The following is a 13,010-nucleotide window of genomic DNA, read 5'->3' on the forward strand; positions in this document are numbered from 1 at the left end:
CTTCCATTCGCAAAGGAACTCCTTTTCTTTTTGCGGATTTGTTATAATGAAACAATGGAGAACAGAGTGGAAGGGGTATTGTCATGGAAGAGATTCGCGCCTGGCGCCATGTGTTTAAGCTCGACCCGAACAAACCGATCGATGATGAGCGCCTTGAGCGCCTTTGCGAGTCGGGGACGGATGCCGTCATCGTCGGCGGAACGGACGGGGTGACGCTCGATGGTGTGCTCGATTTATTGGCCCGCATCCGCCGTTTTTCGGTGCCATGCGCGCTTGAAGTCACAAATCTTGAGGCCTTGACGCCGGGGTTTGATGCGTATTTCATTCCGATCGTGTTAAACAGCCGCCATGTCGACTGGGTGGTGGGCCGCCATCATGAGGCGGTGAAACAATATGGCGAGATCATGAATTGGGATGAGATTTTTGCCGAGGGGTATTGCATTTTAAATCCGGAATGCAAGGCGGCGAAGCTCACCGAAGCCGACGCCGGCCTGAGCGAAGACGATGTGGTGGCCTACGCTCGCCTCGCTCAACATTTGTACAAGCTGCCGATCTTTTATCTTGAATATAGCGGCATATACGGCGACCCCGCCTTGGTGGAAAAAGTGAAACAGGCGCTCGGCGAGACGCAGCTGTTTTATGGCGGCGGCATCACCGCACCGGAGCAGGCGGCTGAGATGGCGCGCCGGGCGGATACTGTTGTCGTCGGCAACGCCGTTTACGAATCGTTTGAACAGGCGCTGCTGACCGTGGACGCCGTAAAGCGGGCGAATGAGGCGAAATAGAACATATGGTGTATTGGTGGTGAAAACAATGAACTTTTTATCGGAACAGCTGCTCGCCCATTTAAACAAAGAGCAACAAGAAGCCGTCAGGACGACGGAAGGCCCGCTGCTCATTATGGCGGGGGCGGGAAGCGGGAAAACGCGGGTGTTGACGCACCGCATCGCCTATTTGATGGCGGAAAAGCATGTGGCGCCGTGGAACATTTTGGCCATTACGTTTACGAACAAGGCGGCGCGCGAAATGCGGGAACGTGTGCAGTCGCTCTTAGGTGGGGCGGCGGAAGACGTCTGGATTTCGACGTTCCACTCGATGTGCGTCCGCATTTTGCGCCGCGACATTGACCGCATCGGCATCAACCGCAATTTTTCCATCCTTGATCCGACGGACCAGCTTTCAGTCATGAAAACGATTTTAAAAGAAAAAAACATAGACCCGAAAAAATTTGAGCCGCGGACGATTTTAGGCACGATCAGCGCGGCGAAAAACGAGCTGTTGCCTCCGGAGCAATTCGCGAAGCGGGCCTCGACGTATTACGAAAAAGTCGTCAGCGATGTGTATCAAGAATACCAACAGCGCCTGCTTCGCAATCATTCGCTCGATTTTGACGATTTGATCATGACGACGATCCAACTGTTTGACCGCGTGCCGGATGTGCTTCACTATTACCAATATAAGTTTCAGTACATCCATATTGATGAGTACCAGGATACGAACCGCGCTCAATATACGCTGGTCAAAAAGCTGGCGGAACGCTTTCAAAACATTTGCGCCGTCGGCGACGCCGACCAATCGATTTATCGGTGGCGCGGGGCGGACATCCAAAACATTTTGTCGTTCGAGCGCGACTATCCGAACGCAAAAGTCATTTTGCTTGAACAAAACTACCGCTCGACGAAGCGCATTTTGCAAGCGGCGAACGAAGTCATCGAGCATAACGTCAACCGGAAGCCGAAACGGCTTTGGACGGAAAACCCGGAAGGAAAGCCGATTCTTTATTATGAGGCGATGAACGAAGCGGACGAAGCGCAGTTTGTCGCTGGACGCATCCGCGAGGCGGTGGAGCGCGGCGAACGCCGCTACCGTGATTTTGCTGTCTTGTACCGGACGAACGCCCAGTCGCGTGTCATGGAGGAAATGTTGCTGAAAGCGAACATTCCGTATCAAATTGTCGGCGGCTTAAAGTTCTATGACCGGAAAGAAATTAAAGACATTCTCGCCTATTTGCGCGTCATCGCCAATCCGGACGATGATTTAAGCTTGCTTCGCATCATTAACGTGCCAAAACGCGGCATTGGCGCCTCGACGATCGACAAACTCGTCCGCTATGCAGCCGATCATGAGCTGTCCTTGTTTGAGGCGCTCGGCGAGCTAGAGATGATCGGGCTTGGCGCCAAAGCGGCCGGGGCGCTCGCCGCGTTCCGCAGCCAGCTCGAGCAATGGACACAGCTGCAAGAATACGTCTCCGTCACCGAACTCGTCGAAGAAGTGCTCGACAAATCGGGCTACCGCGAGATGCTCAAGGCGGAGCGGACGATTGAAGCACAAAGCCGGCTCGAGAACTTGGATGAGTTTTTGTCGGTGACGAAGCATTTTGAAAATGTGAGCGACGATAAATCGCTCATCGCCTTTTTAACCGACTTGGCGCTCATTTCCGATTTGGACGAGCTGAACGGGACGGAACAGGCCGCTGAAGGAGATGCCGTCATGTTGATGACGTTGCATGCCGCCAAAGGGCTCGAGTTTCCGGTCGTCTTTTTGATCGGCATGGAAGAAGGCATTTTCCCGCACAACCGCTCTCTCGAGGATGACGATGAGATGGAAGAAGAACGGCGGCTGGCGTACGTCGGCATCACCCGCGCGGAGGAAGAACTTGTGCTGACGAGCGCGCAAATGCGGACGCTGTTTGGCAACATCCAAATGAACCCGCCGTCGCGCTTTTTGAATGAAATTCCGGCGCATTTGCTTGAGACAGCCTCGCGCCGCCAAGCGGGCGCCTCCCGCTCGGCCGTTTCGCGCCCGCAGGCAAGCGGCGCCGTGGGATCGTGGAAAGTCGGCGATCGGGCGAATCACCGGAAATGGGGCATCGGCACCGTCGTCAGCGTCCGCGGCGGCGGCGACGACCAAGAGCTCGACATCGCCTTCCCGAGCCCGATCGGCATTAAACGACTGCTTGCCAAATTTGCGCCGATTGAGAAAGTGTAGGAAAGGAGAACAGGTGAACGTATGGACCGCCAACAAGCCGAACGGCGCGCGGCCGAGCTGCGCGAACTGTTGAACCGCTACGGGTACGAATATTATGTGCTTGACCGCCCGTCTGTTCCAGATGCCGAGTATGACCGGTTGATGCAAGAGCTCATCGCCATTGAGGAACAATATCCGGAGCTCAAAACGAGCGATTCGCCGACCCAGCGCATCGGCGGTCCGCCCCTTGAGGCGTTTCGCAAAGTGGCGCATCGCGTTCCGATGATGAGCTTGGCGAACGCGTTTGGCGAAGGAGACTTGCGCGATTTTGACCGCCGCGTCCGTCAGGAAGTCGGGGAAGCGGCGTACGTATGCGAGCTGAAAATCGATGGCCTCGCCGTCTCGGTCCGCTATGAAGACGGCTATTTCGTCCAAGGGGCGACGCGCGGCGACGGGACGACGGGTGAAGACATTACGGAAAATTTGAAAACGATCCGCTCGCTGCCTCTCCGTCTGAAAGAACCGGTGTCGCTTGAAGCGCGCGGCGAGGCGTTTATGCCGAAAGCGTCGTTTTTGCGCTTGAATGAGGAGCGAAAAGCCCGCGGCGAGGAGCTGTTTGCCAACCCGCGCAACGCCGCGGCTGGCTCGCTCCGCCAGCTCGACCCGAAAGTGGCGGCCTCGCGCCAGCTGGATTTGTTTGTATATGGCTTAGCCGACGCCGAGGCGCTCGGCATCGCTTCACACAGCGAAGCGCTTGATTATTTGCAGGCGCTCGGGTTTAAAGTAAACCCAGAGCGACGGCGCTGCGCCAATATCGATGAGGTGATCGCCTTTGTCAGCGAGTGGCACGACAAGCGGCCGCAGCTGCCGTATGAGATTGACGGCATCGTTATTAAGGTGGACTCATTCGCCCAGCAACGGGCGCTTGGCGCGACGGCGAAAAGCCCGCGCTGGGCGATTGCCTACAAGTTCCCAGCCGAGGAAGTGGTGACGACGTTAATCGGCATTGAGGTGAACGTCGGTCGCACGGGTGTCGTCACGCCGACGGCGATTTTAGAGCCGGTGCGCGTCGCCGGCACGACGGTGCAGCGCGCCACCCTTCACAATGAAGATTTTATACGGGAAAAAGACATTCGCATCGGCGATGCGGTCATCATTAAAAAAGCGGGCGACATCATCCCGGAAGTGGTCGGCGTCGTCGTTGACCGGCGCGATGGGGATGAAACGCCGTTTGCGATGCCGACGCACTGCCCGGAATGCGAAAGCGAGCTCGTCCGTCTCGAGGGGGAAGTGGCGCTCCGCTGCTTGAACCCGAACTGCCCGGCCCAGCTGCGCGAGCGGCTCATCCATTTTGCCTCAAGGGCGGCGATGAACATCGAGGGTTTGGGCGAAAAAGTCGTCACCCAGCTGTTTAACGCCGGCCTTGTCCGCGATGTCGCCGATTTGTACTGCCTGACGAAGGAACAGCTTGTCGGGTTGGAACGGATGGGGGAAAAGTCGGCGGCCAACTTGCTTGCGGCGATTGAGGCGTCGAAGCAAAACTCGCTTGAACGGCTGCTGTTTGGCCTTGGCATTCGCTACGTCGGAGCGAAAGCCGCCCAACTTTTGGCTGAGCATTTTGAAACGATGGAGCGGCTCGAACGGGCGACGAAAGAGGAGTTGATGGCCGTCCCCGAAATCGGAGAGAAAATGGCGGATGCGATCACGGCGTTCTTCGCCCAACCCGAAGCAACTGAGCTGCTCCAGGAGCTGCGCGCTTACGGTGTCAATATGGCTTACAAAGGGCCGAAGCGGTCGGCTGAAGCGCCTGCTGACTCTGCCTTCGCCGGCAAAACGGTCGTCTTGACCGGCAAGCTCGCGTCGATGTCGCGCAATGAAGCAAAAGAACAAATTGAGCGGCTTGGCGGGCGCGTCACCGGCAGCGTCAGCCGCAGCACCGACCTTGTCATCGCCGGCGAGGATGCCGGATCGAAGTTGGAGAAAGCCCAGCAGCTTGGCATTGAGATTTGGGACGAACCACGATTTTTGCAAGAGATCAACAGGGGGAAACGATGAAACAAATCTCACTACTGCGCAGTTTCGTTGCTTGTCGTTGGACGAATCGGGCCCGAAAACGGTTGGCCGTTGTCGGGCTCGCTTCGATTTGTTTGTTGTCTGCGTGTGCGCCGAAGTTTGACAAAGGTGAGGAAGTCGTGCAAGACAAAGGAAGCAAAGAGCAAGAAGCGGTCATCCCGAAATACAACATTTCTGATTCGTATTACCGCGTTGTCTTGCCTTTTAAGCCGTCCGGGGCGCGCGGGCGGGTCGTCAACGACGTCAACACCCGGCTTGATGTCGATGAATTTGAAACCGGGCTGATGCGCTTGGCATCTGAGCAATTTTCCCCGGATGAATATTTGTTTCAGGAAGGGCAATATTTGGACAGCGAAACGATCGGGCGCTGGCTCGCCCGCAAGCGGACGGAAAGCCAGCTGAAGGCAGAGAAAATGAAACCGGAAGACAACATCGGCTTAAACCCGCCGATCAGCGACAAAGGAACGAATGAGCAAAAAAACAAACAAAGCCCGATTTACCTGGCCAGCATTTTGGAGCACGACTACTTAGTGAAAGTCGATAACGGCAAGGTGAAGCTTGGTGGCGTCGCCATCGGCCTGGCGTTGAATTCCGTCCACTACTACTCAACCGAGCAAGGGTATCCACGCGAAGTGAAAATCAAAGACGATGTCATCGAACGGGAAGGAAAGCGGATCGCCGCCGAGGTGTTGAAGCGGCTGCGAAATATCAAAGGGCTCGGCAACGTGCCGATCACGATTGCCTTGTACAAACAGGTGCCGCGCTCGTCCGTGATTCCGGGCCACTTTTTCGCGGTCACCCATGTTGACGACGGAAGCGCCACGATCGATGATTGGGAAGCGGTGAACGAGGAATATTATTTATTCCCGTCCGATGAGGCGGAAAAGAACCATCGCGATGACTGGATCAAATTCAATAATTTTAAATCAGACGTTGAAGACTTTTTCCCGAACTACACCGGCATCGTCGGCAGAGGATTGTACGTCAACGACCAGCTTCAGAAGTTAACGATCAACATTACGATGCCGTTTTACGGCAAAGCGGAAGTGATCGGCTTTACCCAATACGTGACCGGCTTGGTGATGGAAAAATTCCCGGACTACATCACCGTTAATGTCTACATCGCCTCAGCCGGCCAGCCGGAAAGCCTCATCGTGCGCCAGGCGAAAGCAGACGAGCCGTTTGTGCATATTTATCAATAAGGTCGGCATCATCGCGTTATTTGGGATACGGCGAACGGAGTGATCCGAACATTTGATTCTCCAAAAATGAAGGAAGCGGAAAGGGCTGCAGCAGCGGCCCTTTTTTGCGCGAAAAGGCCGTCCGAACGATGGTGGAAAGAACAGGGAGAGCATTGTATAATGACGGTAGGAAAATGAGCGCAGCACTCGAAAACGGATGCAAAACGAGCAACAGGTTATGGCAGGAGGCGGGTGTGAGACTTGAAGGCGATTTGCGTGTTTTGCGGATCAAGCAATGGAAACGATGGGAGATATAAGGAAGCGGCGAAAGCGCTCGGAACGTTTTTAGCCCGAAGCGGCATTACGCTCATTTACGGCGGAGGGACACGGGGCTTGATGGGAGAGGTTGCTGAGGCGGCGCTGCGTCATCAAGGGCGCGTGGTTGGGATCATTCCGCAATTTTTGAAGGACCGGGAAGTGGCGCATAATCGGTTGAGCGAATTGTTGGTCGTCGATACAATGCACACCCGCAAAGCGAAAATGTATGAGTTAGCCGACGGGTTTATCGCCCTGCCAGGAGGGTACGGGACGTATGAAGAGCTGTTTGAAGTGCTCTCATGGTCGCGCGTCGGCCTCCACCAAAAACCGATCGGCCTGCTTAACGTGGACGGGTTTTTCGACCCCCTTCTTCATTTGCTTCGGCATACAGTTGACAGCGGATTCGCCGCGCCGGAAGACCTTGAGCTGATTGTCAGCGCCGAAGACGTTCCGACGCTGTATGGACAGATGAACACATTTTGCCGTCGCCGCCACTCTTGACCGTGGACGGGGGAAGCGGCAAGTTGAATTTTTGAATGTATTTCAGCGTCAATGCATGGGTGTGAGGAATGCGCATCGCGCCGGCTTCGAGATACTGGTCGTCGCGAAAGTTGGAGCGGAGCGTGTAGATGCGGCCGCCGACCCGCTCGGATGCTTCTAAGATAGTGACGCGATGACCCGCCTGCTTCAGCAATGACGCCGCGACAAGCCCGGCCATCCCGGCGCCGATGATAACGATATGTTGAGGCGCCGTCGTTCTCTTTAACTTCCCTCCGAAAGAAGTCTCCTACTTCTAAACGTGAAGGTGCGCCAGCACCAGTGAAAGTGGGAGATGAATTTCGGTTGGCGTTAGCCAACGAATAGGATAGAATATGGCTAGAACGGACACCTTCGGAACGAAGGGAAGCGTAAAGGGTTCTTGTGTGTGGCTTACCGTTCAGCGAACACACACAAGTCGCTTGAAGCCCCCACCTCTAAGCGAAGCGTAGGTGGTGGGTAGTTCACGCCGTGGTGAATAATCGAGATCATTGTTTCCACTGAAAGTTTTGGAGAAACATACGGGTGGGACACGGTTGGACTCCCCCTTTGCCATCTATGGTTTGCGATAATCAAGAAGCGGTTACTCCATCTTATTCAGCGGCAAAGGGGAGTATGTGGGAATGCATTCGCCAAGGGCTGGCACGGCGCCTAGCGCGAGGGGGCGCGCAGCATGTGGCAATACAATGGCCGTCAAGAGCCAGATATGATGTACGTGGCGCCCTCGATTTCGATGCGGCGCGGTTTCTGCACGCCCACAAGCCGGCACGAAAACGGGCGCGTCGATGGATGACGGCGGTCAGCCTCATAGAACCGAATCGCAATGCCGCCGACAGCGAGCTCCGCGTATGCTCCCGCTTCATCGCGCTCGACATCGGGTTCGGGCAAGTCAAACAGCCGGCGGTAGCCGTTGACCGTCCGCTGGAGATCGAGGGTGTAGAGGCTAATTGACGACAGCGAAACAGAGCCAATCGGGTGTCTCATGAGCGGCGCCAGCTCGTTCATGCGTACGTCATCACGGTCGCCCCATTGAATGAAAAACGGATAGCGAAACGCGCCGTCTGTGTCGTCTTCGATAAACAGCATCGACCATGTGAGCTGCTTGCCGTCATCGCGCTCGCGGCTGCCGGGGAGCGGACCGACTGGGGCGAATCCTTTGCTTTTGAGCTGCGCCGCCACCGCTTCGATGTCGTTCGTGCGAAAGGCAAACTGGGAGAAGCCGCTTCCTTCTTGGCGGTCGGCGACAAGCTGAGTGATGAGCGGGTTTCCGCACGTTCTCGCCGTCTGTATATCGGCAATGCCGATCCACTCGATGTAGCGCAAATGCTCCACGTAACATAAGGCGTTGTACGTTCCCCATGATGGATGACGGCCGCCGTGGATGGCCACAAGCCCCCATTGTTCAAACGCCATTTTCACTTGCTCGGGCCGTTCGGTCAAGTGGACGAGATGGTCAAACGCGATATGCATGGCAGCGGCCTCCTCTTAGATGAATCGATCAGCGGAACAGCATTTCTTTCAGCTTGTAAATGATTCGTTCGTTGTCGACGGTGCGGTGGGCGATAAAATTCAAGTCCAGCTTGATGTCTTCGATTTGGGCAGCCAATTGTTCGTAACGGGAGTCCATTTTTTGTTCGAGGCGGTCCACCGTTTGTTTCAATGAGGAAAATTCCCGGTGAAGCTGGTGGACGTCAGCGGCGAGAGCTTCCAGTTTGGCGTCTGTTTCGTCTTGGCGGTGGAGGAGAGCAGCCACGATGCCGTTTAATTCCGTTTGCCCAGCGCGAAGCGAATCTTGTTCTTGACGCAGACGCTGTTGTTCCAGGCGGATTTCCTGCTGCTCTTTTCGAATCTCTTGTTGTTCTTTTCGAATCTCTTGTTGTTCTTTTCGGATTTCTTGTTGCTCTTTTCGAATTTCTTCTTGTTCTTGGCGAATGGCGATTTGTTCCCGCTCGAGCCGCTCTTGACCCTCTACGAGCTTTTGCAGCGTGCCATCCATGGCGCTTAGGCGGTCGAGCACTTGGGTGAGCAAAGCGTCACTCATCGTCATGATTCCCCCTTTTTCGTCCGTTACAGTCATTATAGTACATATGTTCGGGATTGTCAATTAAGAAAATTTGAACATCCATGGCGGACAAACTCCTTCACATTCCTTGTTTGTCAAGGATTTATTCCATATCGGTGCAAAAAAATCCTCCCGATTTTTGTCAGGAGGGTTCTCACATGGAAGCGAATACTTTTGGCAATGCGATGAAGATTACGTAATCTGCATATGTCCATGGATGATTTTGATTTGGCAGCGACATGCAATTTCCCTCCTTGTGCTTTCATTTTATCGTATTTCTTTGAATAAAAAAAGGCGTCACGAGCGATTCCTTCCTGTGTCTAAAATAGGAGCGCGTCCTTTTCCTCCCATCAACCGTTTACTCATGCGTGTGCCATCCCATCGTGCGCTGTTCAGGAAAACGAAATATTCCTACATCAAACATCAAATCCCCCCGGTTTCACGCCTGCCTTAGCTATTGGGAGATGTTATAGAACGTATATTCGTTTGCATCGTGAATATATAGATTGATTCTCGCCCAGAACACGTGGCAACGGTTGCTTCATTGGATAAAAGTTTGGTATCATCATGGTATTGTGATAGGTCGAACTCGTTGGAGGTGAAACTATGTCGCGAATTTCCATTGACCAAGTGAAACATGTCGCCGATTTGGCGCGGTTGGCGATTACCGATGAAGAGGCGGAGATGTTTACGAAACAGCTCGATGCGATCATTACGTTTGCCGAGCAGTTGAATGAATTGGATACGGAGAACGTTCCGCCGACTTCGCACGTGCTTGATATGAGAAATGTGATGCGCGAGGATATTCCAGAACCGGGGCTGCCGCGCGAGGAAGTGTTGAAAAACGCGCCGGATCAGCAAGACGGCCAGTTCCGTGTGCCGGCCATTTTAGAGTAAGGAGGGGGATTTATGTCGCTTTTTGACCATTCCGTATCAGAATTACATACGTTGCTGCAGAAAAAAGAAGTGTCGATTTCCGATTTAGTCGACGAATCGTACCGACGCATCGGCGAAGTGGAAGAAAAAGTGCAAGCGTTTTTAACATTAAATGAAGAACAGGCGCGGGCGAAAGCGAAAGAGTTGGATGACCAGCTCGCCAAAGGCGAAGAAACGAACCCGCTGTTCGGCTTGCCGATCGGCATTAAAGACAACATCGTCACAAAAGGATTGCGCACGACATGCGCCAGCAAAATTTTATACAACTTTGACCCGATTTACGACGCGACCGTTATGGAGCGGCTGAACGCTGCGGGCGCCATTACAATCGGGAAGCTGAATATGGACGAGTTCGCCATGGGTTCGTCGACGGAAAACTCTGGCTTTCAGCTGACGCGCAACCCGTGGGACTTAGAGCGCGTTCCGGGCGGCTCGAGCGGCGGTTCGGCGGCGGCGGTGGCGGCAGGGGAAGTGCCGTTTGCGCTCGGCTCGGATACGGGCGGTTCGATCCGCCAGCCGGCGGCGTTTTGCGGGGTTGTTGGTTTGAAGCCGACATACGGCCGCGTCTCGCGCTTCGGGCTTGTCGCGTTTGCGTCGTCGCTGGACCAAATCGGTCCGATTACGCGCACGGTCGAAGACAACGCCTACTTATTGCAGGCGATTGCAGGCGTCGATCCGATGGATTCGACATCGGCAAACGTGCCGGTGCCGAACTATGTGGAGGCGTTGACCGGGGACATCAAAGGATTGAAAATCGCCGTGCCGAATGAATATTTAGGGGAAGGCGTCGACGAAGGCGTGCGCCAGTCGGTGCTGGCGGCACTTGCCGTGCTTGAGAAGCTCGGTGCAACGTGGGAAGAAGTGTCGCTTCCGCATTCGAAATATGCCTTGGCGACGTACTACTTGCTCGCTTCGTCGGAAGCCTCGGCGAACCTCGCCCGCTTTGACGGCGTCCGCTACGGCTACCGGACGGACAACGCGAAAAACTTGATCGATATGTATAAACTCACACGGAGCGAAGGATTCGGGGCGGAGGTCAAGCGCCGCATTATGCTCGGGACGTTCGCGTTAAGCTCGGGCTATTACGATGCGTATTACAAAAAAGCGCAAAAAGTGCGGACGTTGATCAAGCGCGACTTCGAAAACGTATTTGAACGATATGACGTCATCATCGGCCCGACAACGCCGACGCCGGCGTTTAAAATCGGCGAGAAAACGAGTGATCCGCTGACGATGTACGCAAACGACATTTTAACGATTCCGGTCAACCTGGCGGGCGTGCCGGCCATTTCCGTGCCGTGCGGCTTTGTCGACGGCTTGCCGGTCGGCTTGCAAATCATCGGCAAGCACTTTGATGAAAGCACGGTCTATCGCGTCGCCCACGCCTTTGAACAGGCGACTGACTACCATAAGCAAAAACCGGTGTTGTAAGGGGGGTTAGGTGATGAACTTTGAAACGGTCATCGGACTTGAGGTGCACGTCGAGCTGAAAACGAAATCGAAAATTTTCTCCAGCAGCCCGAACGCGTTCGGAGCGCCCCCAAACACGCAAACGAACGTCATTGACTTAGGGTATCCGGGCGTGCTGCCGGTGTTGAACCGGCAGGCGGTCGAGTTTGCGATGAAAGCAGCGATGGCGTTAAACTGCGAAATCGCGACCGAGACGAAATTCGACCGCAAAAACTATTTTTATCCGGACAACCCGAAAGCGTACCAAATTTCGCAATACGACCAGCCGCTTGGCAAAAACGGCTGGATCGAAATCGAAGTGAACGGGAAAAAGAAAAAAATCGGCATCACCCGCATTCACTTGGAAGAGGACGCGGGCAAATTGACGCATACAGGCGACGGCTATTCGCTCGTGGATTTTAACCGCCAAGGGACGCCGCTCATTGAGATCGTCTCGGAGCCAGACATCCGCTCGCCGGAAGAGGCGTACGCCTACTTGGAAAAATTAAAAGCGATCATCCAATACACGGGCGTCTCCGACTGCAAAATGGAAGAAGGATCGCTCCGCTGCGACGCCAACATTTCGCTCCGGCCGATCGGATCGGACCAATTCGGTACGAAAACGGAGTTGAAAAACTTAAACTCGTTCAACTTCGTCCGCATGGGGCTCGAGTACGAAGCGAAGCGGCAGGAGAAAATTTTGCTCTCGGGCGGCGTCATCCGTCAAGAAACGCGGCGCTTTGACGAAGCGACAAAAACGACCATCCTCATGCGCGTCAAAGAAGGATCGGAAGACTACCGCTACTTCCCGGAGCCGGACTTGGTCATGCTTTATATTGACGACGAATGGAAAGAGCGCGTCCGCGCCTCGATTCCGGAGCTGCCGGACGCCCGCCAGAAGCGGTATGTCGAAGAGTGGGGCTTGCCGGAATACGACGCCAAAGTGCTGACATTGACCAAAGAAATGGCCGACTTCTTCGAAGCAACGGTCGCCAACGGCGCTGATCCAAAACTGGCGTCGAACTGGCTCATGGTCGAAGTGTCCGGGTACTTAAACGCCGAACAAAAAGAGCTGCATGACATCGCCTTGACGCCGGAAAGCCTAGCAAGCATGATCAAACTCATCCAAAACGGCACGATTTCGTCGAAAATCGCGAAAAAAGTGTTCAAAGAACTCGTCGAACACGGCGGCGACCCGGAGAAAATCGTCAAAGAAAAAGGGCTCGTGCAAATTTCCGACGAAGGAGCGTTGCGCAAAATTGTGCTCGAAGTGCTTGACGCCAACCCGCAGTCGGTGGAAGACTATAAAAACGGCAAAGACCGCGCGCTCGGTTTCCTTGTCGGCCAAGTGATGAAAGCAACAAAAGGGCAAGCGAATCCGCCGCTTGTCAATAAGCTGTTAATAGAGGAAATTGGAAAACGATAATGAAACAATAGGAGTCCTGCCCACCGGCAGGCTCTGTTTTCAATAAAAATTTTTGCACTAT

Annotated in this window: 10 protein-coding genes and 1 pseudogene; 8 read left to right on the forward strand and 3 right to left on the reverse strand. The window is 54.5% G+C overall.

Annotated elements, in window-relative coordinates:
• The first annotated feature begins 83 nt into the window (after positions 1–83).
• From pcrB to QSJ10_RS01500, 5 genes are all read left to right on the forward strand, one after another.
• Positions 84–785, forward strand: a complete 702-nt coding sequence (gene pcrB / locus QSJ10_RS01480) for a heptaprenylglyceryl phosphate synthase (protein WP_033009957.1) — start codon at positions 84–86, stop codon at positions 783–785.
• 28 nt (positions 786–813) lie between these two features.
• Entirely contained in the window at positions 814–2,988 is a 2,175-nt protein-coding gene (gene pcrA, locus QSJ10_RS01485) for a DNA helicase PcrA (protein WP_049624738.1), read from the forward strand.
• Between the two features lie 21 nt (positions 2,989–3,009).
• Complete coding sequence (ligA, locus tag QSJ10_RS01490) at positions 3,010–5,022, forward strand: NAD-dependent DNA ligase LigA (protein WP_053532555.1); 2,013 nt, start codon at positions 3,010–3,012, stop codon at positions 5,020–5,022.
• The gene (locus QSJ10_RS01495; protein ID WP_053532557.1) at positions 5,019–6,242 is read left to right on the forward strand and encodes a CamS family sex pheromone protein; all 1,224 of its coding nucleotides are present in this window, start codon (positions 5,019–5,021) and stop codon (positions 6,240–6,242) included. Before ligA ends, QSJ10_RS01495 begins: the two co-directional genes overlap by 4 nt.
• A gap of 240 nt (positions 6,243–6,482) precedes the next feature.
• On the forward strand, positions 6,483–7,040 hold the full coding sequence (locus QSJ10_RS01500; protein ID WP_033016669.1) for an LOG family protein: 558 nt from the start codon (positions 6,483–6,485) through the stop codon (positions 7,038–7,040).
• A gap of 7 nt (positions 7,041–7,047) precedes the next feature.
• On the opposite strand, the pseudogene QSJ10_RS01505 reads toward QSJ10_RS01500, so the two are convergent.
• From QSJ10_RS01505 to QSJ10_RS01515, 3 genes and pseudogenes are all read right to left on the reverse strand, one after another.
• Positions 7,048–7,278 (reverse strand): annotated as a pseudogene (locus QSJ10_RS01505) (flavin monoamine oxidase family protein); the annotation flags it as partial.
• 491 nt (positions 7,279–7,769) lie between these two features.
• Positions 7,770–8,546, reverse strand: a complete 777-nt coding sequence (locus QSJ10_RS01510) for a VOC family protein (RefSeq protein WP_053532832.1) — start codon at positions 8,544–8,546, stop codon at positions 7,770–7,772.
• A 28-nt stretch (positions 8,547–8,574) separates the two neighbouring features.
• Positions 8,575–9,123, reverse strand: coding sequence for a hypothetical protein (locus QSJ10_RS01515; protein WP_049624726.1), 549 nt, complete (start codon positions 9,121–9,123; stop codon positions 8,575–8,577).
• 621 nt (positions 9,124–9,744) lie between these two features.
• On the opposite strand from QSJ10_RS01515, the gene gatC reads away from it, so the two are divergent.
• Genes gatC through gatB form a run of 3 tightly spaced genes read left to right on the forward strand, consistent with a single transcriptional unit; the run spans position 9,745 to position 12,949 of the window.
• The gene (gene gatC, locus QSJ10_RS01520) at positions 9,745–10,035 is read left to right on the forward strand and encodes an Asp-tRNA(Asn)/Glu-tRNA(Gln) amidotransferase subunit GatC (RefSeq protein WP_014194780.1); all 291 of its coding nucleotides are present in this window, start codon (positions 9,745–9,747) and stop codon (positions 10,033–10,035) included.
• Between the two features lie 12 nt (positions 10,036–10,047).
• The gene (gatA, locus tag QSJ10_RS01525; protein WP_033016665.1) at positions 10,048–11,505 is read left to right on the forward strand and encodes an Asp-tRNA(Asn)/Glu-tRNA(Gln) amidotransferase subunit GatA; all 1,458 of its coding nucleotides are present in this window, start codon (positions 10,048–10,050) and stop codon (positions 11,503–11,505) included.
• 13 nt (positions 11,506–11,518) lie between these two features.
• Positions 11,519–12,949: an Asp-tRNA(Asn)/Glu-tRNA(Gln) amidotransferase subunit GatB gene (gene gatB / locus QSJ10_RS01530; RefSeq protein ID WP_053532833.1), complete on the forward strand. Its 1,431-nt coding sequence runs from the start codon at positions 11,519–11,521 to the stop codon at positions 12,947–12,949.
• Positions 12,950–13,010 lie beyond the last annotated feature (61 nt).

This window comes from Geobacillus stearothermophilus ATCC 12980 (genome assembly GCF_030369615.1).
Taxonomy (GTDB): domain Bacteria; phylum Bacillota; class Bacilli; order Bacillales; family Anoxybacillaceae; genus Geobacillus; species Geobacillus stearothermophilus.

What these genes read in the sequence shown, in the direction of transcription:
- pcrA (WP_049624738.1), top strand. Translation starts at nt 814, where the DNA reads ATGAACTTTTTATCGGAACAGCTGCTCGCCCATTTAAACAAAGAGCAA.
- gatC (WP_014194780.1), top strand. Translation starts at nt 9,745, where the DNA reads ATGTCGCGAATTTCCATTGACCAAGTGAAACATGTCGCCGATTTGGCG.
- QSJ10_RS01510 (WP_053532832.1), bottom strand. Translation starts at nt 8,546, where the DNA reads ATGCATATCGCGTTTGACCATCTCGTCCACTTGACCGAACGGCCCGAG.
- QSJ10_RS01515 (WP_049624726.1), bottom strand. Translation starts at nt 9,123, where the DNA reads ATGACGATGAGTGACGCTTTGCTCACCCAAGTGCTCGACCGCCTAAGC.
- ligA (WP_053532555.1), top strand. Translation starts at nt 3,010, where the DNA reads ATGGACCGCCAACAAGCCGAACGGCGCGCGGCCGAGCTGCGCGAACTG.
- pcrB (WP_033009957.1), top strand. Translation starts at nt 84, where the DNA reads ATGGAAGAGATTCGCGCCTGGCGCCATGTGTTTAAGCTCGACCCGAAC.
- QSJ10_RS01495 (WP_053532557.1), top strand. Translation starts at nt 5,019, where the DNA reads ATGAAACAAATCTCACTACTGCGCAGTTTCGTTGCTTGTCGTTGGACG.
- gatA (WP_033016665.1), top strand. Translation starts at nt 10,048, where the DNA reads ATGTCGCTTTTTGACCATTCCGTATCAGAATTACATACGTTGCTGCAG.
- gatB (WP_053532833.1), top strand. Translation starts at nt 11,519, where the DNA reads ATGAACTTTGAAACGGTCATCGGACTTGAGGTGCACGTCGAGCTGAAA.